This window comes from Streptomyces sp. NPDC031670, assembly GCF_055580545.1.
This window is the reverse complement of record NZ_JBVILC010000001.1, coordinates 571,867-597,781: the sequence shown is the minus strand read 5'-3', so window position 1 is coordinate 597,781 and position 25,915 is coordinate 571,867. Positions and strand designations below refer to the sequence as shown.

Sequence of the window (25,915 nt, the reverse complement as noted above, 5' to 3'; positions counted from 1 at the left end):
TCCGTGCGGCGGTGTCCGTCCAGCCTAACGAGCGCCGAACGGGGCCCACTCGCCGAACCGGTTCAACACCGGGGCGCCGGTGGCCGATAGGAGGGGGACAGGCAGACGGCGAGGAGTACGGAACATGCTCAACGAGTGGCACACGGCCGCCAACGCGGACCAACGCGCTGGTGGCGGCGGGGTCCGCGCTCTTCGTGCTGCTCTCGACGTACGGCTTCGTCGACGCCACCAGCACCAGCGGCTACGACGGCTCCCGGGTGGCCGCCCAGATCGTCTCCGGCATGGTGACGGTGACCGCCGAACTCACCACCGAGCGCCGCGAGGACAGCCTCCTCGAAGAGGCGGTGAGCAGGCTGTCGTTGGAACCGGCCGTCTCGGCGGTGAGCTGGACGGTGCTGCACCACCCGGACGACGACGAGGACGACGGCGGGTACGACGGCCCGGGGCGGCGGCGCCGCTACCGGGTCCGCGATTTCTTCAACAGTCCCTGAGCGCGGGCCCGCGCTGACACTCCGACGTTTCATAAAGAATCGGACTCCCGCGTTCAGGTTCGAAAGGATCTTCGTGTAAAACAGTGCGGGACCGGTCAATGACAGTGTGTACTGGCCACGTTCGCCTCCCGGGGCGGCCGTTCACATGCCCTTCTTCCGATCTCCCCCGAAGGCCCATCAGATGATTGAGATACCGGACCTGGCCGCCGGAGGCCTGGCGGCCGGGACCCTGTCCGCGTTCGTGCTGGGGGGCGGGCTGCTGCGCTCGCGGCGCCGGGCGGCCCGGCAGCGGGAGGAGATCGCCGAGCTGCGCTCCCAGGGGGAGGGCGCCCGCGCCGAAGTGGCCCGCGTCGCACGGGCGTACGCCGCGGAGGTCGCCCATCTCGCCCAGCGCCGCGTCCCGGCCGAGGCGATGCGGGCCGCGCATCCGCACGTGCAGGTGCCCGGCCCGCTCCACCCGGACCTCGCCGGCACCGAGCTCGGCGCGGGCCTGGACGGCGTCCTCGAAGGGGTCACCACCGCCGTGGCGCAGGAGCGCAAGCGGGTCGACGCCGCCGCCCGCGCGGGCATGCGCGGAGCCACCCGGGAGATCCAGGCCGGGCTCTACCGCCTCCAGGACCACCTGCGCGGCCTCCAGCAGCGCTACGACGACCCGGAACTAGCCCAGACGCTCTTCGCCCTCGACCACGAGAACGAGCAGTCGCTGCGGCGCGCCCAGGTCACCGCCGTGGTCTGCGGCGCCTGGGTCGGTCTGGCCCGCGAGGAGTCGCACCTGGTGGACGCGGTGACGGGTGGTCAGTCCCGGCTGGTGGGCTACCACCGGGTGCGTGTCCACAACCACCTGGAGCCGGGCACCGCGCTCGTCTCGCACGCCGTCGAGCCCGTCGCGATCATCGTGGCCGAGCTGCTCGACAACGCGCTGCGCCACTCCGCCCCGGACACCGAGGTCGTCGTCAACCTCGAACGCGCCCACCACGGCGTCTCGGTCACCATCGACGACGCCGGGGTCGGCATGAGCCGCGACGAGCGCGCCTACGCCCAGCGGATGGTGGCCGGCACCGAGGCGATCCTGCTCTCCGAGCTCGGCGACCCGCCCCGGATGGGACTGGCCGCGATCGGCCAGCTCACCCGGCAGTTCGACCTCTCGGTGGACCTCTCCTCGCCGTCGCCCTACGGTGGCGTACGCGCGGTGCTGCTGGTCAAGAGCCATCTGCTGAGCCGGATCGACCCGGCCCACCGGCGGCCCGCCGCGGCGGCCCCCCGCTCCACGCGCACGCCCGAGGCGCAGCCGGTCCCGGAGCACGTCCTGGAGCCCGTCGTGCCCCCCGCGCCCCGGCCCGCCGCCGTGTACGCCACCGGTGCCCCCACCCATGAGTCCGCGCCCGACGGCGACGCGCTGCCCCAGCGGCGCCGCCGCACCCGGGCCGCGCTGCCCGCCGAGACGGCCGCGGCGCCCGCCCGTACCCCCGAGGAGTCGGCCGCCGCGCTCGGCGCACTGCAGTCCGGTACCGCCGCGGCCCGCTCCGCCGCCCCCACCGAAGGGAACGAACCGCGATGACCAGCGGCACTACCGGCGAGACGGCGTGGGTGCTGGACGCGATCCTGGAGATCCCGCACGTCCAGGCCGCCGTCCTGCTCACCCGGGACGGTCTCGTCTCCGGCTACACCCAGGCCCTGTCCCAGGCGTCCGCCGAGCGCACGGCCGCCATCATGAGCACCGTGCAGGGCGCCTGCCGCACCGCGGCGGCGGCCTTCGCGGACCAGGAGGACGCCCGTATCCGTCAGGTCGTCATCGAGTCCGACCACGGCTACATCCTGGTCGCGCCGACCGCCCACGGCACCTGTGTGGCCGCCTTCGGCGACCCGGAGGTCCGGCTCGACCTGCTCGCCCACCGCGTCCACTCCCAGGTGGCCCGGCTCGGTGAGAAGACCATGGCGGCGGCGCCGCGCGGAGCCGACGGCGCCACCCACGCATGACGGGCCGCCGCGGCGGCCGTCCGCTGGTTCCCGCCTATCTGTCCACCGGTGGAGTCGCCCGGCCCAGCCGCAACAGCCTGGAGCGGCTGTCGGTGCTGACCGGCGGGGGCGGCCCGGAGCCCGCCGGACTGCCCGCCGCCCAGCACGCCCTGCTGGACGTGCTGGACGGCGGCTCGCTCACCGTCGTGGAGACGGCGGCGCTGCTCGAACTGCCGGTCTCCGCCGTGCGGGTGCTCGCCGCCGCCCTGATCGACCAGGGGCTGGTGAGCGCCCGTCCGCCCATTCCCGTCGCCGCCCTGCCCGCCCCCGATCTGTTGAAGAGAGTGGCCGATGGCCTCCGCGCCCTCAAGCAGTAGCCCCGGCCCCACCGGCGCCGCCGGGGCCCGTGGGATCCATCTGCCCGACACCGCGCGCGAGCTGGTGAAGATCCTGGTCGCGGGCCCGTTCGGGGTGGGCAAGACCACCCTGATCGACTCGGTCTCCGAGATCCGCCCGCTGCACACCGAGGAACACCTGAGCGAGGCGTCCGCCACGGTGGACGACCTCGCCGGGGTCCGGGACAAGACCACCACCACGGTCGCCATCGACTTCGGACGGATCAGCCTGGGCGGGGGAGTGGTCCTCTACCTCTTCGGCACCCCCGGACAGGAACGTTTCCGCTCACTGTGGGCGGACATCGCCTACGGGGCGCTCGGCGCGCTGGTCCTGGTGGACACCCGCCGCATCGACGACTCCTTCGACGTGCTCGGCCTGGTGGAGGAGACCGGACTGCCGTACGCGGTCGCGCTCAACACCTTCCCCGACTCCCGCCCGTACACCGAGGAGCAACTGCGCCGCGCCCTCGACCTGGAGGCCGGCACCCCGATGGTGACGTGCGACGCGCGCGACACCAACTCCTCCATCGACGCCCTCCTCGCGCTCGTCCAGCACCTGATCGCCCGCAACCGCCCGGAGACCCGGTGAACGCCCACCCCGCCTATCCCGCCCCCGCAGCCGCCTTCTCGCTCTCCGCGCCGGTGCGGTTGTGGGAGGACGGGTTCGCCGCCGACCCGCACGCCTACTACGCGGCGCTGCGCGCCCAGGGACCCGTCGGCTGGGCCGAACTCGCCCCGGGCGTCCCCGCGTACGTCGTCACCGACCGGCGGGCCGCGCTCGACCTGCTGCACGACAGCGACACCTGGTCCCACGACCCCCGGCCCTGGGAGACCACGGTCGCCGCGGACTCGCCGGTCCTCGGCATGATGCGCTGGCGGCCCAACGCCCTCTTCGCGGACGGTGACGCCCACATCCGCTACCGGCGGACCCTGCTGGACGCCTTCGACCTGGTCGAGCCGCACGACCTGCGCGAGCGGGTGCACCGGGCGGTGGACATCCTGGTGAACCGGTTCGGGCCGGCCGGGCGGGCCGACCTCGTCACCGACTTCGCCCGGCCACTGATGGCGCTGGTCTTCAACAACCTCTTCGGCCTGCCCGACAGCGAGAGCGGCCGGCTCAACGACGCGCTCGGCCAGATGATGGAGGGCGGCGAGCGGGCCGCCCACGGCGAGGCCGAGTACGGCCGCTACGTCCTCGAACTCATCGCCGCCAAGAGCGAGCGGCGCGGCGACGACCTCACCAGCCGCCTCCTGGACCACCCGGCCGGGCTGACCCCCGAGGAGGTCACCTGGCAGGTCTTCCTCACCCTCGGCGCGGGCCACGAGCCCACCGCCAACCTCGTCTCCAACGCGCTCTCGCGCATCCTCGGCAACCCCGCCTACTACTCGACCCTGACCAGCGGCTCGCGTCCGGTCGCGGACGCCGTCGCCGAGGTGCTGCGGTACGAGACCCCGCTCTCCAACTACGGCATCCACTTCGCCCGCCGGTCGCTGAGCTTCCACGGCGTGTGGATCCAGGCCGCCGTGCCGGTGGTCGTCTCCTACGGCGCCATCGGCCACTTCGCCGAGCACGAGTTCGCCGGGGCGCACCACCCGCACGACGCCTCGCACCTGTCCTGGTCCGCCGGCAACCACGGCTGCCCGGTCAAGCAGCACACCCTGCTCATCGCCACCGAGGCCATCGAGCGGCTCACCCAGTGGCTGCCCGACCTCGACCCCACCACCGAGCGCGCTCGCCTGACCTGGCGCCCCGGCCCGTTCCACCGTTCGCTCACGTCGCTGCCCGTCCGCTTCACTCCGCGCACCCCCGACCAGCCAGGAGAACGAGCATGACCCCGTCCACGCGAGTGCCCCTCGACCCGTTCGGCGCCGACATCCCCGCCGAGAGCGCCAGGCTGCGCGCCCTCGGCCCGGTGGTGCCCGTCGAGCTGCCGGGGGGGATCCCCGCCTGGGCGCCCACCCGTTACGACACCCTCAAGTCCCTCATCCTGGACCCCCGGGTCAGCAAGGACCCGCGGCAGCACTGGGGGCTCTGGTCCGAGCTGGGGGAGCACCCCGACTGGGGCTGGATCCTGGGCTGGGTCGGTGTGATCAACATGCTCTCCACCTACGGGCCCGACCACACCCGGCTGCGCAAGCTGGTCGCCCCCAGCTTCACCGCCCGCCGCACCGAGGCGATGCGCGCCCGGGTGGAGCAGATCACCGCCGAACTGCTCGACTCGCTGGCCGAGGCGGGCGCCTCCGGCGAGACGGTCGATCTGAAGGCCGCCTACGCCCACCCCCTGCCGATGCGGCTGATCTGCGAACTGTTCGGTGTCCCCGGCTACCTGGTCAAGGACATGGCCCGGCTGATCGCGGCCATCATGGACACCTCGGACCCGAGCCCCGAGCACGCCGAGTCCGTCCAGAAGCAGATCGCCTATGTGCTGCCCGCGCTCATCGCCTTCAAGAGCGAGGTGCCCGGCGACGACATGACCACCGAGCTGATCAAGGTCCGCGACGAGGACGGCGACCGGCTCAGCAACGAGGAGCTCGTCTACACGCTGCTGCTCGTCATAGGCGCCGGCTTCGAGACGACCGTCAACCTCATCGGCAACGCCGTCGTCGACCTGCTCCACCACCCCGACCAGCTCGCCGCGGTCCGCTCCGGCGAGATCAGCTGGGACAACGTGATCGACGAGGTGCTGCGCGTCCACCCGTCCATCGCCACCCTGCCGCTGCGGTTCGCGGTCAGCGACATCACCGTCGACGGGGTCACCATCCCGGCGGGCGACGCCATCGTCACCACCTATGCCGCGGCCGGCCACGACCCGGCCCACTACGGCGAGGACGCCGGGTCCTTCGACGCCACCCGCGCCGCCGACGACCACCTGGCCTTCGGCATCGGCGTGCACCGCTGCATCGGCGCGCCGCTGGCCCGGATGGAGGCGCTCACCGCGCTGCCCGCCCTCTTCGACCGCTTCCCCGGCCTGAGCCCGGCGGCGAAGCCGGACGAGCTGAGCCAGGTGCCCTCGTTCATCGCCTTCGGCTACCGGGAGATCCCCGTCCGGACCTGCTGAGCCGGCTGCGGCGGGCCCCATGGGGCCCGCCCGGCGGCGCCGTACCGCTCGGTTTCGGACGATCTGAACGGGCGCGCCGCCGGGAGTCCGCCCCCGCTCACCGGTGCTCGGGGTTGGGGAAGTCGTCGCGGCAGCCCGCGTCCCACGCCGAGCGCTGGTTGCCGAGGGCGGGGATGCCGCCCGCCTGTTTGAGCATGGCCGCCAGGTGCATCAGGTTCCAGCTCATGAAGGACGTGTTGCGGTTGGTGAAGTCGTTCTCGGGGCCGCCGGAGCCCGGGTCCAGATAGGACGGCCCCGGCCCGGCCTCACCGATCCACCCCGCGTCGGCCTGCGGCGCGATGGTGTAGCCGAGGTGCTGGAGGCTGTAGAGCAGGTTCATGGCGCAGTGCTTGACGCCGTCCTCGTTCCCGGTGATGAGACAGCCGCCCACCCGGCCGTAATAGGCGTACTGCCCCTGTTCGTTGAGCAGGCTGGAGCAGGCGTAGAGCCGCTCCACCACCCGTTTGGCGACCGAGCTGTTGTCGCCCAGCCAGATGGGGCCGCAGAGCACCAGGATGTCGGCCGCCATCACCTGGGCGTACAGCTCCGGCCAGGCGTCGCTCTCCCAGCCGTGCTCGCGCATGTCGGGCCAGACGCCGGTCGCGATGTCGTGGTCCACGGCGCGGACCACCTCCGTCGTGACGCCGTTCCCCTCCAGCACCGCGCGGCTGCGGTCGATCAGCCCCTCGGTGTTGCTGACCTCGGGGGAGCGCTTGAGCGTGCAGTTGACGTAGAGGGCGCGCAGGTCGTCGTAGCGGTACGGCGTCGGGGCCATCGGCTCTCCTCGGGGCGGTGGGAGTCCTGCCCAGCCTTCCGGGCAGGGGGCCGCCGGGCCACCTCGGCGGCCCCGAACGAATGAGCCGGGCCCCGGCGGCCCCGCACACCGGCTACTGCACGCGGACCTCGGAGCCCTCGGAGGCGCCGTCGTCGGGCAGATGGACGTCGTCGACGGAGATGTTGACCTCCACGACCTCCAGACCGGTCATCCGCTCCACCGCCGCGATGACGTTCTCGCGCACCTCGGCCGCGACCGCCGTGATGCTCACGCCGTACTCCACCACCACGTCCAGGTCGATCGCGGTCTGCCGTTCACCGACCTCGACCTTGACGCCCCTGCTCACAGAGGCGCCGCGGGCCCGCGGCACCCGGTCGCGCATCGCGCCGATGGTACGGGCGAACCCGCCGCCCAGCGCGTGGATGCCCGGCACCTCGCGCGCGGCGAGTCCGGCGATCTTCTCCACCACACCGCCGGCGATCGTCGTGCGGCCCCGGGTCGCGGGTGGCTGACCCGCGCCGCTGCGCGCGGTCTGCAGGGTGGTGCCCGAAGTACCGCTGCGGTATTCGTCGATGTCGGGGCTCTCGGGCTTCTCCACGGCCGGGCTGATCGGCTCCGTCATCCGAAGCCACCTCCTGGGGGTTGGAAGTCGGTGCGCGGGCTTCGCGCGTTGTCGTCCTGCGAGTACCGTGCGCGCGCCGCGTCATGCGGGCAAGGGGGCGTTCTTCGCCCCGATATTTGTCCAGCGCGCGTCAACACGGGCGCCGTCCGCTGCTCCGGCCGGGTTCTCCTGCTGTACAAGAACGCGCGAGACGGTGGTCGGGAGTGATCCCATGACTGCCGTGCCAACTGATGCCCCGTCAAGACAAGGTGCCACCGGCGCCTTTCCGGCTGGAGGAAGATCATGAGACGTATCCGGTTGACCCGCTGTCTCCTCGCTCTCACGGGCGCGCTCTCCCTGGCGACGCTGCCCGCCAGCCCCTCGGCCGCCGACCACAGGGGCGCCCCGGTCCTGCGGGTGATGCCGCTGGGCGACTCGATCACCTGGGGCGGCGGCAGCCCCACCCTCTCCTCGTACCGCCGTCCGCTGTGGCAGATCATGCGGCTGGAAAGGCGCTACACCGTACGGTTCGTGGGCTCCAAGGCCTCCGGGAGCTTCGCCGACTTCTCCAACGAGGGCCACAGCGGCTACGTCATCGACCAGCTCACCGCCGGCATCGACGGCTGGATGGCGGGCGCCCGGCCCGACGTCGTGCTGCTCCACATCGGGATCAACGACATCGCCCGGGGCATCGACCTGCCGCACGCCCCCGACCGCCTCGCCGCCCTCGTCGACCGGATCTACGCGGACAAGCCGGGCGTCACGGTCCTCGTGATGGGGCTCATCCCCACCACGAGCGGTCTGGAGAAGCCCGCCGAGGAGTTCAACGTACGGGCCGGGGAGCTGGAGGGGACCGAGCGCGCGGCCGGGCACAAGTTCCGCTATGTGGAGCCGCCCGCGCTGACCTCGGGTGAGTTCCTGGACCAGCTCCACCCGAACGACGCCGGGTTCCGGCGGATGGCCTGGTCCTTCTTCAAGCCCCTGGAAGCGGCGTGGCGCGAGGGGTGGGCGTCCGGCGGCCCCGCCCTCGGCGCGGGCACCGAGGCGGGCGGCGCGAACCCGGTGCGCTGGGCCGACCTCGACGGCGACCGCCGCATGGACCACTTCACGCTGGACGGGCACGGCGGCGTCCTGGTCCGCCTCAACCGGGGCGGCGACGGAAACGGTGGCTGGCAGCCGCTCGGCCGGGTCCTCGATGGCCTGCCCGCCGACCCGGCCCGGGTCCGCTTCGCGGACTTCGACGGCGACGGGCGCGCCGACTGCCTCACCCTGGACACCGGCGGCGCCGTCTCCGTGCGGCTCCAGCGGCGCGGCGCGGGCCACAGCGGCTGGCAGCCGCCGGAGCGCGTCACCGACGGCGGCACGGCGGACGCGGGCCGGGTGGTGTTCGCGGACTTCGACGGCGACGGCCGCGCCGACTACGTCACCCTCGGCCCCACCGGCGAGGTACGGGTCCGGCTGAACCGGGGCGGCGACGGGCACGGCGGCTGGACCGACTGGGGCCGGGTCGCCACCGGCGTGACGGCCGACGCGTCCCGGGTGCGGTTCGCCGACCTCGACGACGACGGCCGCCCGGACTACAGCGTCGTGGGGCAGGACGGTTCGGTCCGCGGCTTCCTCAACCGGGGCGGTGACACCCGGGGCGGCTGGGTCGACCTGGGCATCATCACGGCCGGCTCCACGCCCGACGCGGACCGCGTGTCCCTGGCCGACTTCAGCGGCGACGGCAACGCCGACTACATCCTGGCCGGTCCCTCGGCCACCGAGGCGTCCGTGCGCGCCTGGGCGGGCGGCGACGGCCACGGCGGCTGGATCGACCGGGGGCCGGTGGTCTCGGCGGCGCCGAGGCCGTAGCCCTGTCGGCCCGCACCATCCGGCGGGGCCACACCAAATGAACGGTGTGGCCCCGCCAACACCCCTTTCCCGTCAAGGAATTGACGCGCGACGCATTGACACGTCTGGTCCGGACCACGATTCTGAGAGCGCTCTCACGAGGTGGAAGGGAAGATTCCTCCTCGCGGCGCCCCCCACGTGAACCGCCGAATCCGATGAGGAGTTGGAGCGTGTCCGTCCAAGGAAAGCTGCTCGCACCCCTGGTAGCCGCGGTGCTGCTGGCAACCGGGCTCACCGCCGCCGGCGCGGCCACCCCCGCGACCGCCGCCGTGCCGCCGACCATTCCGTTCACCGTGACCAACAACTCCGGCCGCGGTGAACCCCTCTACCTGTACAACCTCGGAACGCTGCTCTCCACCGGACAGCAGGGCTGGGCCGACGCCGACGGCACGTTCCACCCCTGGCCGGCCGGGGGCAATCCGCCCACCCCGGCGCCGGACGCCTCGATCGCGGGCCCGGCGAACGGGCAGTCGAGGACCATCCGGATACCCAAGTTCTCCGGACGCGTCTACTTCTCGTACGGTCAGAAGCTCGTCTTCAAGCTCACCACCGGCGGGCTGGTGCAGCCCGCGGTGCAGAACCCGAGCGACCCGAACCGGAACATCCTCTTCAACTGGTCCGAGTACACCCTCAACGACGCCGGGCTGTGGCTCAACAGCACCCAGGTGGACATGGTCTCGGCCCCGTACGCGGTCGGGGTGAAGGCCGCCGACGGCACCGTCCGGTCGACCGGGCACCTGAAGCCCGGCGGCTACAGCGGCTTCTTCGACGCGCTCAGGGGAAAGCCGGGCGGCTGGGCGAACCTCGTCCAGACCCGCCCCGACGGATCGGTCCTGCGGGTGCTCTCCCCCGGCCACGGCATCGAGACCGGGGCGCTGCCCAGGAGCGTGCTCGACGACTACATCAACCGGGTGTGGCAGAAGTACAGCACCTCGACGCTGACCGTCACCCCGTTCGCGGACCAGCCGAACACCAAGTACTACGGGCGGGTGTCCGGCTCCACGATGGACTTCACCAACAGCGCGGGCGCGGTCGTCACGCGCTTCCAGAAGCCCGACGCCGACAGCGTGTTCGGCTGCTACAAACTGCTCGACGCCCCGAACGACCTGGTGCGCGGACCGATCTCGCGCACGCTGTGCGCCGGCTACAACCGCTCCACGCTGCTGGTCAACCCCAACCAGCCGGACACCGGGTCCGCCGCCTTCTACCAGGACGCGGTGACCAACCAATACGCCCGTGAGCTCCACGCCCGGATGGCCGACGGGCGCGCCTACGCCTTCGCCTTCGACGACGTGGGCCACCACGAGTCGCTGGTGAACGACGGCGACCCCCGGCAGGCGTATCTGACGCTGGACCCGTTCAGCTAAGCCACGGCCCGCCCCCGACGGGGGACGGTCGTTCGACCGGGCGGCTCATCCCGTGGGAGATCTCCCGCTCCGGGGGAAGGCTCGCAGGCAGTACGCCAGTACGCGAGTCCAGCCGGAAGGAGACCGGGATGAGCCGCCCCGAGCGGAGCGACACGGCGGGAATGGAAGGCAGCGGCGGCAACGCGGGGTACGGGAGCAAACCCTTCAAGCGCTCGCACAGCCACTTCGTGGACCGCGTCACGCGCGACGGGCGCGACGGCTGGCCCGTCGAGTACGGCCGCTACCGGCTCGTCGTCAGCCGCGCCTGCCCCTGGGCGAGCCGCGCCCTGGTCTCCCGGCGCCTCCTGGGCCTCGACGACGCGCTCTCGCTCGCGGTGGCCGACCCCATCCAGGACGACCGCAGCTGGCGCTTCACCCTCCAGCCCGACGGCCGCGACCCGGTGCTCGGCATCCGCTACCTCAGCGAGGCGTACGAGGCGCGCGAGCCGGGCTACCCGGGCGGCGTCAGCGTCCCGGCGATCGTGGACGTGCCCAGCGGGGAGCTGGTCACCAACGACTTCCAGCAGATTACCCTCGACCTCGCCACCGAGTGGACCGAGCTGCACCGGCCGGGGGCGCCCGACCTCTACCCGGAGCGGTCGCGCGAGGAGATCGACGAGGTCATGGACGGGGTCTACCGCGACCTCAACAACGGGGTCTACCGGGCCGGCTTCGCCACCGGCCAGCAGGAGTACGAGGCCGCGTACCGCGATGTGTTCCGCCGGCTCGACCTGCTCTCCGGGCGCCTGGCGGACCGCCGCTACCTGGTCGGCGACACCATCACCGAGGCGGACATCCGGCTGTTCACCACACTGGTGCGCTTCGACGCCGTCTACCACGGGCACTTCAAGTGCAACCGGAACAAACTGGCCGAGGACCCGGTCCTCTGGGCCTACGCCCGGGACCTCTTCCAGACCCCGGGCTTCGGCGACACCGTCGACTTCGACCACATCAAACGGCACTACTACCTGGTGCACTCCACCATCAATCCCACCGGCATCGTGCCCGCCGGCCCGGATCTGTCCGGCTGGCTGACCCCCCACCACCGGGAGCAGCTGGGCGGCCGGCCGTTCGGGGACGGCACCCCGCCCGGGCCGGTGCGGCGCGGGGAGGCGATCCCGGAGGCGGGCCGTCCCTGACCCCGCCCGCGCGTGGCGCGGGACGGCTCGCGGTGGCCGCGGACCGGTGGCACGGGCAAGATGTTCACAGATCGCTTTATCGACTTCGTAAGTTCCTTGTGGGGTTCTGAAGTCGTTCACGTGTGCGAACTGGGAAGCGCCGATGAGCGAAGAGTCGGTCATGGGCGGGGAGTGCTGGCTCCTGACCACCGGAGAGCTGATGCCGGGCGACGTAGTCGCGACCGGCGTGGACAGCTGGCACGTCGTGCTGCGCACCGCCCCCGCCGGCGAGGCCCGGACCCGGCTCGCGCTGCGTCCGCTGGGCGGCGGCCCCGACCAGGAGCGCCTGGTCGACCGGCGCGCGCGCCAGGTGGTGCGGACGGGCCGGGTCGACCCCGCCGGGGCCGGGCGGCCCGAGGGCGCGGGGACGGGCCGGCGGCGGGTGGTGGTGACCGGTCTCGGCGCGCTCACCCCGCTAGGCCCCGATGTGTCCGGGCTCTGGCAGGGACTGCTCTCGGGGCGTTCGGCGGTCGGCCTGCTCGACGACGAGGAGTTCGCCGCGCTCCCGGTGCGGCTCGCCGCCCGCGCCGCGGTGGACCCGGCCGAGCTGCTGCCCAGGCCCCAGGCGCGCCGGATGAACCGGTCCGCGCAACTGGCCCTGCTCGCCGCCCGTGAGGCCTGGCGCGACGCGGGCCTCGACCCGGAGGGCGCCCGGCACAGCGGACTGCTGCCCGCCCGCGCCGGCGTGTCGATGGGCTCGATCCTGGGGGGCGCGCCGGTTCTCGTCGAGGCCCAGCGGCGGCTGGAGGAGCGCGGCCCGCGCGCGGTCTCGCCGCACACGGCGCCGATGCTGGTGCCGTCCTCGGCCGCCGCCCAGATCTCCATCGACCTCGGCATCCTGGGCGAGGCGAGCACCCTGGTGTCGGCCTGCGCCTCCGGTACCGAGGCCATCGGGCGCGCCGTGGACCGCATCCGCGACGGACACCTCGACCTGGTGGTGGCGGGCGGCACCGAAGCCGTGATCGTCCCGGCCGTCCTGGCGGCCTTCGCCGCGATGCGGGCCGTTTCCACCCGCAACGAGGAACCGGCCTCCGCCTGCCGCCCCTTCGACGAGAAGCGGGACGGGTTCGTCCTCGGCGAGGGCGCGGGCGTCCTCGTCCTGGAGGCCGAGGAGCACGCCCGGGCCCGTGGCGCGCGCGTCTACTGCGAGGCGGCCGGCTGGGGGCTGTCCGCCGACGGCTTCCACATGGCGGCCCCCGAACCGGGCGGGCGCGGCATCGAGGCCGCGCTGCGGGCGGCCCTCACGGACGCCGACGCCACCCCGGCGGACGTGGTCCACGTCAACGCCCACGCCACCGCCACCCTGGAGGGGGACCGGGCCGAGGCGCGGGCGCTGGGCCGGGTCCTGGGCGCCCACACCCCGGACGTCCCCGTCACCGCCAACAAGGGCGCGCTCGGCCACCTCCAGGGCGGCGCGGGCGGGGTGGAGGCCGTCGCCACCGTCCTGGCGCTGCGGGACGGACTGATCCCGCCGACGGCCGGGTGCGACGACGTCGAGGACGGGATCGCCCTCGACGTCGTACGCGGCAGCCCGCGCTCCCTGCCGCTGGACGGGGACATCGCGCTCAGCGACTCGTTCGGGTTCGGCGGGCACAACGCGGTGCTCGCCTTCCGGAGCATCGGCTAGGGCGTGCCGGCCGTCGCGGGGCCGGCGGGACTTTCGCAGCACGCCCTGGCGCGCCGGGCCCCGGGAGCCGCCCGGCTCAGCCGAGTCCGCCGGCCAGCGCGCTCATCAGCGTGCCGCCGGGGGTGTCCCCGGACATCTCCCAGACCATCGCGCCGAGCAGCCCCTTCGTCTTGAGATAGGCCGTCTTCCTGCCGATGGACCAGGTGTCGTCGAAGCTCCACCACTGCCCGTCGGCCCCGGTGCAGCCGTACGTGGAGACCGACTGCTCGTCGTGGAAGACCGTCAGCCCCGGCACCGCGCCGATCATGTTGCCGTAGCCGCGCACCCCCGCCTCCTCCGGGAACTGGCCGGGCGCGGCCCCCTTCGCCGCCTGCCACTCGCCGTGCGCACCGCCGTCCGTGACGCTCTGCCAGCCCCGGCCGTAGAACGGGAAGCCGATGGTGAGCTTGCGCGGGTTGACCCCGGCGTCCAGATAGGCCTGGACGGCCGCGTCGACGCTGAAGTGGGTGGCGTAGGGGTCCTGGGTGTCGGCGTAGAGGTTCGCCTGGTGGCCGGTGCGGTCCGGCTCCCAGGAGTTGTCGCTGCCGGCGCCGTGGAAGTCGTACCCCTGCACATTGGCGAAGTCGAGGGAGGAGAAGACCGTGTCCAGGTCCCAGCCCTGCTGGAGCTTGGCCGGGTCGGCGGGTGTGAAGGCGGTGAGCAGCCGGTGCGGGCCGCCCAGCGCGTCGAGCTGCTTGCGGAACTCGGCCAGCAGCAGGCCGAGGTTGGCTTTGTCCGCCGCCGAGTAGTGGTTGCCCGCGTGGCCGTCGGGCGGGCCGGGCCACTCCCAGTCCAGGTCGATCCCGTCGAAGACCCCGGCGCCGGTGCCCGGGCCGCCCGCGCCGTTGTAGGCCGGGAGATTGCCCTTGATCCACACGTCGACGCAGGAGGAGACGAACTTCTTGCGCGAGGCGTCGGTGGCGGCGGCGTCCGTGAAGTACTTCGAGTACGTCCAGCCGCCGAGCGAGACGACGGCCTTCAGACGGGGGTACTTGGCCTTGAGCTTCTTGATCTGGTTGAAGTTGCCGCGGAGCTTGGCGTAGCCGTCGTCGGCGACGCCGTCGACCGACTGGGCGGCGGCGATCGGCCGCGCGTAGTCGGCGTCCGCGTCACCCGCGCCGGTGCCCTGGTCGGGGTCCTGGGGGTTGCCGCCCACGCCCTTGGTGACCCCGGCCAGACAGGTCAGATTGGCCGGATCGATATTCTCGAAGGCGTAGTTGACGACATCCAGCCTGGCGGCCGAGCCGGAGGTGTCGAGGTTCCTGACGAAGTACTGGCGGCCGTAGATGCCCCACTGCGCGAAATAGCCGACCTTCAGGTACTTGCCGGCGCCCGCCTGGTCGTCGGTGGTGACGGCCAGCGCCGCGGAGGCGGGCGAGGTGTTGTCGGCCGCGTCGCGTGCCCTGACCGTGAACGTGTACGCGGTGGCCGGGGTCAGCCCGGCGACGGTCGCGGTGAGCGTGGTGGCGGGGAGCGTCTGGGAGAGCGCCCCGTCGCGGTAGACGTCGTACGCGGCCACGCCGACGTTGTCGCTCGACGCGTTCCAGGCCAGGCTCACGCTCGTCGACGTCCGGCCGGTGGAGCGCAGCCCGTCCGGCGCGGTGGGCGGGACCGGGTCGGAGGCCGGGTCGGTGGTCGTCGCCGTGACCGCCGCGCTGGGCGGACCGGTGTTGCCCCGGGTGTCCCTGGCCCGGACGGTGAAGGTGTAGGCGGTGGCCGGGGTGAGGCCGGTGACCGTGGCGGAGGGGGTGGTCGCGGTGGCGACGACCGCATCGCCGCTCAGTACGTCGTACGAGGCCACGGGGTGGCCACCGCCGGTCGCCGCCGCCCAGGCGAGCGAGACGCCGTGCGCGGTGACCGAGGTGACCCGGGGGGTGCCGGGCGCGGACGGCGGGACGTCCGGGGAGCCGTCGCACTTGTCGCCGTTGACCGTGCACGCGCCGGGCGCGCCGACCGGGCCGTTCGCCACGAACCAGTAGCTGTACGGCTCGGTCGTGGAGCCGGCCTTGACGGTCGCGTTGTAGTACGCGTTCCGCACCGTCACATGGCGCCCGCTGACGGTGGCGTCGCCGTTGTAGTGGCCGCTGACAAAGACCCCGGCCGGCAGGTCGAACTCCAGGGTCCAGCCGGTGACGGGGGAGGAGGTGGTGTTGCGGATGACGTACGTCCCCTTCCACCAGGAGCCGTTGTCCTGGCTGGAGAAGGAGGCGGTCAGACCGCTCGCCGCGTGGGCCGGGGTGGCGGCGAGACCGGTCAGGAGGGCGACGGGGAGCAGCAGCGCGCCGAGCAGGGCGAGCAGTCCGCGGCGCGGCGAGGAGCCCGGTAAGGGGGTGGGTGGCGAGGACGGGGACATCGTTCCTCCCTGTGGTGCCGTGGGGGATGGGACAGGGCGGATCGCTGGGCAACGTAGAAGGTCTGGACCAATCGGTCAACCGTCTGGTCCAGACCTTTTTCGTACCGCTGCCCCCGACCGGTCCACCGCCTTGCCGCCCGCCCCGGCCGGTCCACCGCCTCCCGGCGGGTCCCCGCTACACCGCCGCCTCCCCGGCCATGGCCGCCACCAGCGTCCGCCGCAGCACCGCGGCGAACCGCACCGGATGGGTGCTCAGACCCACATGGCCGCCGGGGAACTCGACCAGCCCGGTGCCGAACCGCTCCGCCAGCACCTCGGCCGGACGGGCGAGCAGCAGGCCCCGCGAGGCGCGCCCGCAGGCCGGGACCAGCCGCCCGGAGTGCGCCGCCAGCGCCTCCAGGTCCGGCATGTGGCCGCTGAACTGCCGCAGTTCGCGCTCCAGGAACTGCGGCATGTTCTCCCGCATCCGCCGGAAGCGCTCGGCGTCGTCCGGAGCGCGCTCCGGCGCCGCGGCCCGCTCCCGTTCGTCGTCCGGCTCGTCGGCGCGCTCCTGGCCCGCCGCCGCGCCCAGCGCGGCCATCGCCGCCTCCAGACCGTCGCGGCCGAACGCCTCGACGACGCCCGCGAACGCCGCCCGCCACCGGTCCGCGTCGGGCAGCAGCCCCAGCGTGGGCGGCTCGTGGGCCACCACCAGGCGCAGCCGCTCCGGGTGGCGGGCGAGCAGGTCGAGCGCGGTGATCGCGCCCGAACTGGCGCCGAAGACGAACGCGGGCCCGTCCGGCGAGACCTCGTCGAGCAGCCGCCGCATGTCGTCGCTGTGCGTCCGCACCGACTGGTCCTGGCCGCGCTCACCGGCGGCGCTGCGGGACTTGCCGCGCGGGTCGACGGCGACGACGGTGAACCGGTCGGCGAGGTCCGCCCCCACCGCGTCGAAGGAGGCGGCGTCCCCGCCCCCGCCCGGGATCATCAGCAGCACCGGACCGGTGCCGCGCTTCTCGTAGTACAGGGTCGCGCCGGGTACACGCAGGTCAGGCATGGTTCGCTTCCTCGGGGGACGGGGCCGGCCAGTGGGTGAGGGCGACGTGCAGGGCGGCCACGGCCCGCCGCCACGAGGTGTCCACGTCGCGTACGTGGTTGAAGCCGCCCTGGGCTTCGAGGCTGAGGTAGCCGTGGAAGGTGCTGCGCAGCAGCCGCACCGCGTCGGTCAGGTCCGGCTCGGCGAGCCCGTAGCCGCGCAGCATCCCGTAGGTGATCTCCACGGTCCGCCGCATCGCTGGCGCGTCGGCGACGAGCTCCGGGTCGACCTTGATCTGGGTCGCGGCGTACCGGCCGGGGTGGGCCCGCGCGTACGCCCGGTAGGCGTCGGCGTACGCCGTCAGGGCGTCCTGCCCCGAGCGGCCCGCCACCGCGACCGCGATCTGGTCGATCAGCTCGCCGCCGGCCAGCAGCGCGACCCGGGTGCGCAGCTCCCGCACGTTCTTGACGTGCGAGTACAGGCTCGCGTCCTTGACGCCGAAGTGCCGTGCCAGCGCCGACAGGGTGACCTGGTCGAACCCCGCCTCGTCCGCCAGATCGGCGGCGGCTGCCGTGATCCGGTCCGCCGTGAGTCCCGCACGCGCCATGCGCCCCGTACCTCCGTGGTCGATGTCCGCCACCCCGGGCGGGCGTGTTTCCTAGGCCTCCTAGGTTGAAACCTAGGATACATAGGTACGGAAGCGGGCGCCATCCCGATCGCGGGTGAAGGGATTCGGAAGACGTGTCGCCGGGGACGGAAGAGGACATGGCGGCGCTCTGTACCGGAAGGGGTGGGACGGCCATGGCGGGAAGAACGGGCACCGACGTCCTCACGGTCCTCCCGTACGCGGTCATGGCCGTGGTCGCCGCCGTCGACGTGGCCGCGGGCCCCGGCGTCGGCCTGCTCGCCCTCGTCTCCCTCGGCCCCGCCTTCGCGGGCCTGGTGGGAAGCTGGCGGCGGCCGGTCGCCGTCGGGGCCGTGGCCCTGCTGGTCGGCTGCGGGCTCGGCCTCCACAACGGGCTCTTCCAGGAGCGCCGGGGCTTCGCCGCGCTCGCCTCGGTGGTCGGGGTGACGGTGGCGGGCGTCGCCGCCGCCCGGATGCGCGAGCGCCGCGAGGCCGAGCTCGCCGGGGTGCGCTCGATCGCCGAAGCCGCCCAGCGCGTCCTGCTGCGCCCCGTGCCGCGCGGCGCCGGACATCTGCGGGCGGCCGTCTCGTACACCTCCGCGGTCGCCGAGGCGAGGATCGGCGGCGATCTGTACGAAGTGGTCGCGGCGCCGGACGGCGTACGGGTCATCATCGGCGACGTCCAGGGCAAGGGCCTGGACGCCGTGGAGACCGCCGCCGCCGTCCTCGGCGCCTTCCGGGAAGCCGCGCACGACGAACCCGACCTCAAGGGCGTCGGGGCGCGCGTCGAGCGCGCGGCCGGGCGCGCCATGGACGGGGAGAGGTTCGTGACCGCCCTGATCGCCGAGCTCGTGCCCGACGGAGGCGCGGTCTTCCTCAACTACGGGCACCCGCCGCCCGCCCTGCTGCGCGCCGACGGCACGGTCCACTTCCACGAGCCGCCCCGGTACGCCCTGCCGCTCGGCCTCGGCCTCTGTCCGGGCGGCGGACCCGAGCCGCACCGGGTGGACTTCGGCCCCGGCGACCAACTGCTGCTCTACACCGACGGCGTCACCGAGGCCCGCGACCGTTCGGGCACGTTCTACCCGCTGTCCCGCCGCGCCCTCCTGCTGAACGGCCCCGACCCGCAGACGGCGCTGGAGGACCTGCGCGCCGATCTGATGCGGCACACCGGCGGCCCCCTCCACGACGACGCGGCCATGCTCCTCCTGCGCTACCGGGACTAGTCTCTGGCGACACACAGCCTTGGGGAGGCAGCCGTGCCGCAGGATCCGACGGAACGCCGTGTCGTCGTCACCGGGGTGCCCCGGCGCACCCGCGGGCCCGCCGGCTACCGGCCCCGGACCGAGATCGACGAGCAGACCACCCTCGGCCACACCTATGTGCGCTCGCTCATGCGCAGCCAACTGCTCGCCGGACTGACCGTGTTCGCCGTGCTCGTACTGCTGGTCGGACCGTTGCCGCTGGTGTTCGCGGTGCGACCGCAGAACCCCGGCCTCGTCTGGGGCGTGCTCGGCTTCGGCGTCTACCCGCCGCTCGTGCTGCTCGCCCGCTGGTACGTGAAGCGGGCCGAGCGCAACGAACAGGACTTCGCCCGCCTCGTCGAGGACCGCTGAGCGCCCGCCCGGCGCCGCCCAGGAACGTGGACACGTGAACCAGAACTACGCCGTACCGGCCGTGGCCCTCGTGGTCCTCGCCACGGTCCTCGTCGGCGCGCTCGGCCTGCGCATATCCCGGACCACCTCCGACTTCTACGTGGCCTCGCGCACGGTCGGCCCCCGGCTCAACGCCGCGGCGATCAGCGGCGAGTACCTCTCCGCCGCCTCCTTCCTCGGCATCGCGGGACTCGTCCTCGTCCAGGGCCCCGACATGCTCTGGTACCCGGTGGGCTACACCGCCGGCTATCTCGTCCTGCTGGTGTTCGTCGCGGCCCCGCTGCGCCGCTCCGGCGCGTACACCCTGCCCGACTTCGCCGAGGCGCGCCTCGAATCGCGCTCCGTGCGCCGGTTCGCCGCCGCCCTGGTCGTCGGCGTCGGCTGGCTCTATCTGCTGCCGCAGCTCCAGGGCGCGGGCCTCACCCTGAACGTACTGACCGGGGCACCGCGCTGGTTCGGCGGGGTGCTGGTCGCCGTGGTCGTCGTCGCCACCGTCGCCGCGGGCGGCATGCGCAGCATCACCTTCGTCCAGGCCTTCCAGTACTGGCTGAAACTCACCGCCCTCCTGGTGCCCGCCCTCTTCCTGGTCCTCGCCTGGCACGGCGACGGCGCCCCCCGCGTCGCCTTCGACGAGCCCGCCGCCTTCCGCGAGCAGCGGTCGGTGCGCGTCGACGACACCCTCGACCTCACCCTCGCCGCCCCGCTCACCGTCACCGCGACCGGCACCGTCGACGGCACCCGCCACCAGGGCGAACGCGTGCTCTTGCCCGCCGGCACCCACCGCGTCGAACGCGGCACCCGGCTCGTCTTCGCCGCCGGCGACCGGGTCCCCGGCAGTGACGCGGGCAGCGCGGGCATGTCCACCCCGCTCGCCCACGCCCGCAAGGAGCGTCCGCTGTACGCCACGTACGGGCTGATCGTCGCCACCTTCCTCGGCACCATGGGCCTGCCGCACGTCGTGGTCCGCTTCTACACCAGCCCGCACGGCGTCGCCGCCCGCCGCACCACGGTCGTCGTCCTCGGCCTGATCGGCGCCTTCTATCTGCTGCCGCCCGTCTACGGCGCCCTGGGCAGGCTGTACGCGCCCGAACTCGCCCTCACCGGACAGGCGGACGCGGCCGTCCTCGTCCTGCCGCACCTGGTCATCGGCGGAGTCGGCGGCAACCTGCTCGGCGCGCTGCTCGCGGGCGGCGCCTTCGCGGCGTTCCTGTCCACCGCGTCGGGGCTGACCCTGGCGGTCGCGGGCGTCCTCACCCAGGACGTACTGCCGGCCCGGGGCGTACGGCACTTCCGCCTCGCCACCCTGCTCGCGGTCGCGGTGCCGCTGGCCGCCAGCGCCCTGGTGGGCGGGCTGCCGGTGGCCGACGCGGTGGGCCTGGCCTTCGCGGTCTCCGCCTCCTCGTTCTGCCCGCTGTTGGTGCTGGGCATCTGGTGGCGCGGGCTCACCCCGCCGGGCGCGGTCGCCGGGATGGTGGCGGGCGGCGGTTCGGCGCTGCTCGCGGTCACCGCCACCATGGCCGGGCTGCCCGGTGGCGGACCGCTGCACGCGCTGCTCGCCTGGCCCGCCCTGTGGTCGGTGCCGCTCGGCTTCCTGACGATGGTCCTGGTGTCCCTGGCGACCCCGGCCCGCGTCCCGGCGGGCACGGCCGCGACCCTGGCCCGCTTCCATCTGCCGGAGGCGCTGTACGCGGGCCGGCGGGGCACACCGGCCCACCCCGCGCCCCGTCAGGAGCGGGCGTGAACGGGTTCCTGGCCGGGATGTTCGCGGCTGCCCTGCCCCTGGTCGCGGCCGGCTTCTGGGCGGGGCGGCGCACCGCGCGCCCGCAGGGCCTCGGCGATCTGGGCACACCCGTCGAGCACGCCACGTTCCAGACCCTGCACACCGCGTCGCTCGCCGCGCCGCCGCTGCGCGCCGGGCTCACCCCCGACACCGCGCGCCGCGCCGCCCGGCGCCTGCGCACCCTGCTCGGCACCGACGCGCTGTGCCTGACCGACGGGTCCTCGGTGCTGACCTGGGACGGGGCGGGCGAGCACCACGCCGGGGAGATCCTGGAGCGGCTCGGCCGCATCCGCGAGACCGGCCGGGGCGAGGCGTTCCGCATCCGCTGCGACGACGACGGCTGCGCCCTGCGCTGGGCGGTCGTGGCCCCGCTCACCGTCGACGACCGGGTGCACGGCGCCCTCGTCACCTGCGCGCCCCGCGAGTCGGCGGTGCTGGTACGGGCCGCGGGCGAGGTGGCCCGCTGGGTCTCGGTGCAGCTGGAGCTCGCCGACCTCGACCGCTCCCGCACCCGGCTCATCGAGGCCGAGATCAAGGCGCTGCGGGCGCAGATCTCCCCGCACTTCGTCTTCAACTCCCTGGCCGTCATCGCCTCGTTCGTCCGCACCGCCCCCGACCGGGCCCGCGAACTGCTCCTGGAGTTCGCGGACTTCACCCGCTACTCCTTCCGCAGGCACGGCGACTTCACCACCCTGGCCGACGAACTGCACGCCATCGACCAGTACCTGGCCCTGGTCCGCGCCCGCTTCGGGGAACGGCTCTCGGTGACGCTCCAGATAGCCCCGGAGGTGCTGCCGGTGACCCTGCCGTTCCTGTGCCTGCAACCGCTCGTCGAGAACGCCGTCAAACACGGTCTGGAGGGCAAGACCGACAAGAGCCACATCGCCATCACCGCGCGCGACGCCGGGTCGGAGGCCCTGGTGGTCATCGAGGACAACGGCGTCGGCATGGAGCCCGACCGGCTGCGCCGCATCCTGGCGGGCGAGGCCGGCCCGTCCACCGGCATCGGCCTGTCCAACGTGGACGACCGGCTGCGCCAGGTGTACGGGGACGGGCACGGCCTGGTCATCGAGACGGCGGTCGGCGCCGGAATGAGGATCACGGTCCGGCTGCCCAAGTACCAGCCGGGCGTCCACCCGGCGCCGGAGCGGCCCTGAAGCACCTCGCGGAAAGCCGTCTCCGGGCAGGCCGGGGCCTTCCGCGCCCCGCCCTAGCCGGCGTACTCGGTGAGGTCGATGGAGTGCACCGCCAGCTGGTTGCCGGTGCGGGGGTCGGTCGTGACCCTCTCGGGGACCATGCCCAGCTTGCGGATGACGTTCTCGGACGCGCTGTCGCCCACGCGCGCGATGGCGAGGACCCGGTCGAGGCCCCGGTCCTGGAGGGCGAACTCCAGCGAGGCCTGCGCGGCCTCCGACGCGTACCCCTGCCCCCAGAACTGCCGTCCCAGACGCCACTCGACCGCCACGGCGGGCAGCACCTCGGGCAGGTACTCGGGCACGGTCAGGCCCGTGAAACCGGCGAGCTCGCCCGAGCCGAGGAGTTCGACGGCGAAGAGCCCGAAGCCCTCCTCGTCCCACTCCTCCTCCCAGCGCTCGATGTCGTCGGCGGTCCGCTCCAGATCGAGGACCGAGCCGTCCCCGGTCCAGCGCATGACGTCCGGATCGGCGTTGATGTCGGCCAGGGCGGGCAGGTCGTCCTCGTCCCAGCGGCGCAGGAGCAGACGGGGGGTGTGGATCTCGGTCATGCGCCCATCCTGTCGAATACGGGCCCGAACCGGTAATCAGCGCCTCCCCGGCGGTCGCCGTCCGGCCCGCGCCGACCGCGATCCGTGCCGCGCGACGCCTGTTCTCCGACGGCCCGCTGTGCTTCCATGCCACAGCGACGACCGGGGGGCCCACGGGGGCCGCCGAGCGGCAGGGGGAGCGTGGGCATGGACCGGCGGGGATTTCTCAAGGGCGCGGCCGTGCTTCCGGCCGCCGGGCTCCTGGCGTACGCGGGCGCCGCGTCGAGCACCAGCGACTGGATGTCGGTTCTGAGCGGCTCGACCGACCTGCGCCGGCTGACGATCCCCGGCACGCACGACTCCGGCGCCCGCTTCGGCGGCCTGTGGGTCGAGTGCCAGAACGCCGTCGTCGCCGCCCAGCTGAACGCCGGCGTCCGCTTCCTGGACGTACGCTGCCGGGCCACCGGCGACTCCTTCGCGATCCACCACGCCGCCTTCTACCAGAACCTGATGTTCGGCGACGTGCTGATCGCCTGCCGGGACTTCCTGGCCGCCCACCCGGGCGAGACGGTGCTGATGCGGGTGAAGCAGGAGTACTCGACGGTGAGCGACGCCGAGTTCCGCCGGATCTTCGACCTCTACCTCGACCAGAAGGGCTGGCGCCCGCTGTTCCGCCTCGACGCCGCACTGCCCACGCTCGGCGAGGCCCGGGGCAGGGTGGTCCTGCTCGCCGACAACGGCGGTCTGCCCGGCGTCCGCTACGGCGACCCCGCGCTCTTCGACATCCAGGACGACTACAACGCCGAGCCCTTCGGCAAGTACCCGAAGATCGAGGCCCAGTTCCGCAAGGCCGCCGACCAGCCCGGCAGGCTCTACGTCAACTATGCGAGCACGGCGGCCGGGCTGCCGCCCGAGTGGAACGCCGCCCGGCTCAACCCGCAGGTGTGCTCCTTCCTGGACGGTTCCGCGATGGCGGGCCGGACCGGGCTCGGAATCGTCCCCATGGACTTCCCCGAAGCGGCCCCGGGGCTCATCGACGCGCTCCTGCGGCACAATCCCGCCCCGGCCGCCCTCCGGGCGCAGCCGAACGGGTGACCGCGGGCCGTTCGCACCACGGGGGGCCCAGTGGGCACGGCCTGCTGATGCGGAGGAAAAACCCCCGAAGTTAAGCTGACGCAGTGGCTGGACGCGAGCGACGGCGGATCGGGCCGGGCGAGAGGCTGGCCCTCAACCGCATGGGCAGCTTCGACTGGGACCTGGAGAACAACACCCTCGCGTTCGACGAGGCCGGTCTCGCCGTCTTCGACCTGAGGCCGGGCGAGTACGACGGGAACCCCGACTCGCTGGCCTCCCGGGTGCCGCCCGAGGAGGGCGCCCGGGTCGACGGCGTCATCGCCGAGGCCATGCAGACCGGCCGCTCCTCCTACGGCGCCTACTTCCAGCTGAGGCGGCGCAACGGACACCGGCAGTGGACCCATGTGCGCGGACGCATCCTGCGCGACGACCGGGGCAACGCCTACCGCGTCCTAGGGATCGTCCGCAACGCCTCCACCGAGCTCACCGAGTACACCTTGATCAGCCCGCTGGAGGCGGGCCGGCGACGCATCACCGGCATGGTGCAGGGCACCACCGAGGCGCTCTCCAAGGCGGTGACCGTCGACGACGTCGCCGAGGTCCTCACCGGCAGCGGCGGGCGGGAGCGGTTCGGCGCCGACGGGCTGCTGCTCGGGCTGGTCGAGGGCGGCGCGCTGAAGGTCATCGCGATGTCCGGCGACTCGATGGAGGCGCTCGACGAGCTGAAGCTGCACCGCCTGGACGACTCGCTGCCGCTGGCCGAGGCCGTGCTGACCGGCCGGCCCCGGTTCGTCACCTCGCTGGGCGAGCTGGGCCACACCTTCCCCCGGCTCGCCCCGTACATCCAGCGCCTGGAACTGGACGCGGCGGCCTTCCTGCCGCTGATCGCCCAGGCCCGCCCGGTCGGCGGCCTCGCGCTCTTCTTCCGGGGCCGCAGCGACTTCTCCGCCGAGGACCGCAACCTCTGTCTGGGGCTCGCGGGCATCGTCGCCCAGTCGCTCCAGCGGGCCATCCTCTTCGACCAGGAACGCGAGTTCGCCACCGGCCTGCAGGCCTCGATGCTGCCCCGCCATGTGCCGGAGGTGAGCGGCGCCGAGATCGCCGTGCGCTACCACGCGGCCTGGGGCGGGCGCGAGGTCGGCGGCGACTGGTACGACGTGATCGCGCTGCCCCGGGGCCGGGTCGGCGTCGTGGTCGGCGACGTCCAGGGCCACGACACCCACGCCGCCGCGATCATGGGCCAGCTCAGGATCGCGATCCGGGCCTACGCCGGGGAGGGGCACGCGCCCGCCACCGTGCTCGCCCGCGCCTCGCGCTTCCTGGCCGAACTCGACACCGAGCGCTTCGCGACCTGTACCTACGCCCAGGTGGACCTGGTCTCCGGCGGGGTCCGGGCCGTGCGCGCCGGCCACCTGGGGCCCTTCATCCGGCACACCGACGGCCGGGTGGGCCGCCCCAACCTGCGCGGCGGCCTGCCGCTCGGGCTCGCCACCGAGTTCGACAACGAGGACTTCCCCGAGACCCGCCTCGACCTGGTGCCCGGCGAGACGATGGTGATGTGCACCGACGGGCTGGTGGAGGAGCCGGGCCTGGACATCACGGCCGGGATGGACGCCCTGGCGGCGGCGGTGCGGACCGGCCCCGAGGGGGCGGACGCGCTCGCGGACCACCTCTCCGCCAGCCTCTGGGAGCGCTGGGGTACCGGTGACGACGTGGCCCTGCTGGTGCTGCGGCGCGCCCCCGACCCGGGCACCCCGCAGGCCCCCCGGATCCACCAGTACATCCACCAGGCCGACCCCGAGGGCCTGGCGGAGTCCCGGGTGGCCCTGCGCCGGGCCCTGGAGGACTGGGGCTTCGCGGAGCTCGTCGACGACGTGGAGCTGGCCGCGGGCGAGCTCCTCGGCAACGTCCTGCTGCACACCGAGGGAGGCGCCGTCCTCACCCTGGAGGTGCTGCCCGAGCCGGTGCGGCGCGTACGGCTGTGGGTCAAGGACCGCTCCAGCGTCCGGCCGCGCCGCAGGACGCCCGGGGAGGCGGCCACCTCCGGGCGCGGCCTGCTGCTCATCGAGGCGGTCTCCGCCCGCTGGGGCGTGGAGCCCCGGGGCGACGGCAAGGCGGTGTGGTGCGAGTTCGTCCCGCAGGACGCGCGGGGCCCGGCCGCCGAACCGCCGGCCGGGCGGCCGGTGGTGCCGCCGGAGGAGCCCCCGGAGGACTGACCGGCCCGCGCCGCT

General features: G+C 73.6%; 23 protein-coding genes. 17 read left to right on the top strand and 6 right to left on the bottom strand.

Going from position 1 to position 25,915, the window contains the following annotated elements; translation table 11 throughout:
• Positions 1-170 precede the first annotated feature (170 nt).
• The 7 genes from ACZ5ID_RS02675 to ACZ5ID_RS02645 all read left to right on the top strand — a co-directional run bounded on the left by ACZ5ID_RS02675 (position 171) and on the right by ACZ5ID_RS02645 (position 5,901).
• A complete protein-coding gene (locus tag ACZ5ID_RS02675; RefSeq protein ID WP_468892748.1) occupies positions 171-491 on the top strand; it encodes a hypothetical protein in 321 nt (106 codons plus the stop codon).
• Positions 492-672: 181 nt separating this feature from the next.
• The gene (locus ACZ5ID_RS02670; protein ID WP_468892747.1) at positions 673-2,049 is read left to right on the top strand and encodes an ATP-binding protein; all 1,377 of its coding nucleotides are present in this window, start codon (positions 673-675) and stop codon (positions 2,047-2,049) included.
• Complete coding sequence (locus tag ACZ5ID_RS02665) at positions 2,046-2,468, top strand: roadblock/LC7 domain-containing protein (protein ID WP_406557338.1); 423 nt, start codon at positions 2,046-2,048, stop codon at positions 2,466-2,468. The genes ACZ5ID_RS02670 and ACZ5ID_RS02665 overlap by 4 nt, the downstream gene beginning before the upstream one ends.
• Positions 2,465-2,824, top strand: a complete 360-nt coding sequence (locus tag ACZ5ID_RS02660; protein ID WP_406557337.1) for a DUF742 domain-containing protein — start codon at positions 2,465-2,467, stop codon at positions 2,822-2,824. Before ACZ5ID_RS02665 ends, ACZ5ID_RS02660 begins: the two co-directional genes overlap by 4 nt.
• Positions 2,799-3,431, top strand: a complete 633-nt coding sequence (locus tag ACZ5ID_RS02655; protein ID WP_406557336.1) for a GTP-binding protein — start codon at positions 2,799-2,801, stop codon at positions 3,429-3,431. Before ACZ5ID_RS02660 ends, ACZ5ID_RS02655 begins: the two co-directional genes overlap by 26 nt.
• Complete coding sequence (locus tag ACZ5ID_RS02650; protein ID WP_468892744.1) at positions 3,428-4,675, top strand: cytochrome P450; 1,248 nt, start codon at positions 3,428-3,430, stop codon at positions 4,673-4,675. Before ACZ5ID_RS02655 ends, ACZ5ID_RS02650 begins: the two co-directional genes overlap by 4 nt.
• Positions 4,672-5,901, top strand: coding sequence for a cytochrome P450 family protein (locus ACZ5ID_RS02645; protein ID WP_468892742.1), 1,230 nt, complete (start codon positions 4,672-4,674; stop codon positions 5,899-5,901). The genes ACZ5ID_RS02650 and ACZ5ID_RS02645 overlap by 4 nt, the downstream gene beginning before the upstream one ends.
• 97 nt (positions 5,902-5,998) lie before the next feature.
• On the opposite strand, the gene ACZ5ID_RS02640 is transcribed toward ACZ5ID_RS02645, so the two are convergent.
• Together ACZ5ID_RS02640 and ACZ5ID_RS02635 are read right to left on the bottom strand one after the other, a co-directional pair.
• Positions 5,999-6,715 carry a flavodoxin family protein gene (locus tag ACZ5ID_RS02640; protein ID WP_468892741.1) on the bottom strand — a complete coding sequence of 239 codons (717 nt, stop codon included), beginning with the start codon at positions 6,713-6,715 and terminating at the stop codon, positions 5,999-6,001.
• A 112-nt stretch (positions 6,716-6,827) separates the two neighbouring features.
• Positions 6,828-7,337: an Asp23/Gls24 family envelope stress response protein gene (locus ACZ5ID_RS02635; RefSeq protein ID WP_406553737.1), complete on the bottom strand. Its 510-nt coding sequence runs from the start codon at positions 7,335-7,337 to the stop codon at positions 6,828-6,830.
• Between the two features lie 282 nt (positions 7,338-7,619).
• On the opposite strand from ACZ5ID_RS02635, the gene ACZ5ID_RS02630 reads away from it, so the two are divergent.
• The 4 genes from ACZ5ID_RS02630 (at position 7,620) to ACZ5ID_RS02615 (ending at position 13,420) form a co-directional block, all read left to right on the top strand.
• Positions 7,620-9,170, top strand: a complete 1,551-nt coding sequence (locus tag ACZ5ID_RS02630; RefSeq protein WP_468892740.1) for an FG-GAP-like repeat-containing protein — start codon at positions 7,620-7,622, stop codon at positions 9,168-9,170.
• 209 nt (positions 9,171-9,379) lie between these two features.
• Complete coding sequence (locus tag ACZ5ID_RS02625; RefSeq protein WP_468892738.1) at positions 9,380-10,576, top strand: glycoside hydrolase family 64 protein; 1,197 nt, start codon at positions 9,380-9,382, stop codon at positions 10,574-10,576.
• Between the two features lie 128 nt (positions 10,577-10,704).
• The gene (locus tag ACZ5ID_RS02620; protein ID WP_468892736.1) at positions 10,705-11,754 is read left to right on the top strand and encodes a glutathione S-transferase family protein; all 1,050 of its coding nucleotides are present in this window, start codon (positions 10,705-10,707) and stop codon (positions 11,752-11,754) included.
• 142 nt (positions 11,755-11,896) lie between these two features.
• Positions 11,897-13,420 (top strand): beta-ketoacyl-[acyl-carrier-protein] synthase family protein, encoded by a 1,524-nt coding sequence (locus ACZ5ID_RS02615; protein ID WP_468892734.1) that lies wholly within the window; start codon positions 11,897-11,899, stop codon positions 13,418-13,420.
• 76 nt (positions 13,421-13,496) lie between these two features.
• Here the strand turns inward: ACZ5ID_RS02615 and ACZ5ID_RS02610 are convergent, their stop codons facing one another.
• The 3 genes from ACZ5ID_RS02610 to ACZ5ID_RS02600 form a co-directional block, all read right to left on the bottom strand.
• The gene (locus ACZ5ID_RS02610) at positions 13,497-15,812 is read right to left on the bottom strand and encodes a glycosyl hydrolase family 18 protein (RefSeq protein WP_468892732.1); all 2,316 of its coding nucleotides are present in this window, start codon (positions 15,810-15,812) and stop codon (positions 13,497-13,499) included.
• 175 nt (positions 15,813-15,987) lie between these two features.
• Positions 15,988-16,848: an alpha/beta fold hydrolase gene (locus ACZ5ID_RS02605; protein WP_468892731.1), complete on the bottom strand. Its 861-nt coding sequence runs from the start codon at positions 16,846-16,848 to the stop codon at positions 15,988-15,990.
• Complete coding sequence (locus tag ACZ5ID_RS02600; protein ID WP_468892729.1) at positions 16,841-17,434, bottom strand: TetR/AcrR family transcriptional regulator; 594 nt, start codon at positions 17,432-17,434, stop codon at positions 16,841-16,843. Before ACZ5ID_RS02600 ends, ACZ5ID_RS02605 begins: the two co-directional genes overlap by 8 nt.
• Before the next feature lie 194 nt (positions 17,435-17,628).
• On the opposite strand from ACZ5ID_RS02600, the gene ACZ5ID_RS02595 reads away from it, so the two are divergent.
• The 4 genes from ACZ5ID_RS02595 to ACZ5ID_RS02580 are packed head-to-tail and all read left to right on the top strand — an operon-like array spanning position 17,629 to position 22,044.
• Positions 17,629-18,678 (top strand): PP2C family protein-serine/threonine phosphatase, encoded by a 1,050-nt coding sequence (locus ACZ5ID_RS02595; RefSeq protein ID WP_468892727.1) that lies wholly within the window; start codon positions 17,629-17,631, stop codon positions 18,676-18,678.
• Between the two features lie 33 nt (positions 18,679-18,711).
• On the top strand, positions 18,712-19,068 hold the full coding sequence (locus ACZ5ID_RS02590) for a hypothetical protein (protein ID WP_365101350.1): 357 nt from the start codon (positions 18,712-18,714) through the stop codon (positions 19,066-19,068).
• A gap of 34 nt (positions 19,069-19,102) precedes the next feature.
• Positions 19,103-20,848, top strand: a complete 1,746-nt coding sequence (locus tag ACZ5ID_RS02585; protein WP_468892725.1) for a sodium/solute symporter — start codon at positions 19,103-19,105, stop codon at positions 20,846-20,848.
• Positions 20,845-22,044 (top strand): sensor histidine kinase, encoded by a 1,200-nt coding sequence (locus tag ACZ5ID_RS02580; RefSeq protein WP_468892724.1) that lies wholly within the window; start codon positions 20,845-20,847, stop codon positions 22,042-22,044. The genes ACZ5ID_RS02585 and ACZ5ID_RS02580 overlap by 4 nt, the downstream gene beginning before the upstream one ends.
• A 53-nt stretch (positions 22,045-22,097) precedes the next feature.
• Here the strand turns inward: ACZ5ID_RS02580 and ACZ5ID_RS02575 are convergent, their stop codons facing one another.
• Positions 22,098-22,631 (bottom strand): GNAT family N-acetyltransferase, encoded by a 534-nt coding sequence (locus ACZ5ID_RS02575; RefSeq protein WP_468892722.1) that lies wholly within the window; start codon positions 22,629-22,631, stop codon positions 22,098-22,100.
• Between the two features lie 186 nt (positions 22,632-22,817).
• Between ACZ5ID_RS02575 and ACZ5ID_RS02570 the strand changes: the two genes are divergently transcribed.
• A complete protein-coding gene (locus ACZ5ID_RS02570; protein WP_468892720.1) occupies positions 22,818-23,705 on the top strand; it encodes a phosphatidylinositol-specific phospholipase C in 888 nt (295 codons plus the stop codon).
• 140 nt (positions 23,706-23,845) lie between these two features.
• Positions 23,846-25,900, top strand: a complete 2,055-nt coding sequence (locus ACZ5ID_RS02565; RefSeq protein ID WP_468893162.1) for a SpoIIE family protein phosphatase — start codon at positions 23,846-23,848, stop codon at positions 25,898-25,900.
• The last annotated feature ends 15 nt before the right edge of the window (positions 25,901-25,915 follow it).

Excerpts from the sequence above, each read along its gene's own strand:
- ACZ5ID_RS02575 (WP_468892722.1), bottom strand. The coding sequence starts at position 22,631 with ATGACCGAGATCCACACCCCCCGTCTGCTCCTGCGCCGCTGGGACGAG.
- ACZ5ID_RS02595 (WP_468892727.1), top strand. The coding sequence starts at position 17,629 with ATGGCGGGAAGAACGGGCACCGACGTCCTCACGGTCCTCCCGTACGCG.
- ACZ5ID_RS02615 (WP_468892734.1), top strand. The coding sequence starts at position 11,897 with ATGAGCGAAGAGTCGGTCATGGGCGGGGAGTGCTGGCTCCTGACCACC.
- ACZ5ID_RS02660 (WP_406557337.1), top strand. The coding sequence starts at position 2,465 with ATGACGGGCCGCCGCGGCGGCCGTCCGCTGGTTCCCGCCTATCTGTCC.
- ACZ5ID_RS02630 (WP_468892740.1), top strand. The coding sequence starts at position 7,620 with ATGAGACGTATCCGGTTGACCCGCTGTCTCCTCGCTCTCACGGGCGCG.
- ACZ5ID_RS02655 (WP_406557336.1), top strand. The coding sequence starts at position 2,799 with ATGGCCTCCGCGCCCTCAAGCAGTAGCCCCGGCCCCACCGGCGCCGCC.
- ACZ5ID_RS02665 (WP_406557338.1), top strand. The coding sequence starts at position 2,046 with ATGACCAGCGGCACTACCGGCGAGACGGCGTGGGTGCTGGACGCGATC.
- ACZ5ID_RS02635 (WP_406553737.1), bottom strand. The coding sequence starts at position 7,337 with ATGACGGAGCCGATCAGCCCGGCCGTGGAGAAGCCCGAGAGCCCCGAC.
- ACZ5ID_RS02605 (WP_468892731.1), bottom strand. The coding sequence starts at position 16,848 with ATGCCTGACCTGCGTGTACCCGGCGCGACCCTGTACTACGAGAAGCGC.
- ACZ5ID_RS02565 (WP_468893162.1), top strand. The coding sequence starts at position 23,846 with ATGGGCAGCTTCGACTGGGACCTGGAGAACAACACCCTCGCGTTCGAC.
- ACZ5ID_RS02640 (WP_468892741.1), bottom strand. The coding sequence starts at position 6,715 with ATGGCCCCGACGCCGTACCGCTACGACGACCTGCGCGCCCTCTACGTC.
- ACZ5ID_RS02670 (WP_468892747.1), top strand. The coding sequence starts at position 673 with ATGATTGAGATACCGGACCTGGCCGCCGGAGGCCTGGCGGCCGGGACC.
- ACZ5ID_RS02610 (WP_468892732.1), bottom strand. The coding sequence starts at position 15,812 with ATGTCCCCGTCCTCGCCACCCACCCCCTTACCGGGCTCCTCGCCGCGC.
- ACZ5ID_RS02645 (WP_468892742.1), top strand. The coding sequence starts at position 4,672 with ATGACCCCGTCCACGCGAGTGCCCCTCGACCCGTTCGGCGCCGACATC.
- ACZ5ID_RS02620 (WP_468892736.1), top strand. The coding sequence starts at position 10,705 with ATGAGCCGCCCCGAGCGGAGCGACACGGCGGGAATGGAAGGCAGCGGC.
- ACZ5ID_RS02600 (WP_468892729.1), bottom strand. The coding sequence starts at position 17,434 with ATGGCGCGTGCGGGACTCACGGCGGACCGGATCACGGCAGCCGCCGCC.
- ACZ5ID_RS02570 (WP_468892720.1), top strand. The coding sequence starts at position 22,818 with ATGGACCGGCGGGGATTTCTCAAGGGCGCGGCCGTGCTTCCGGCCGCC.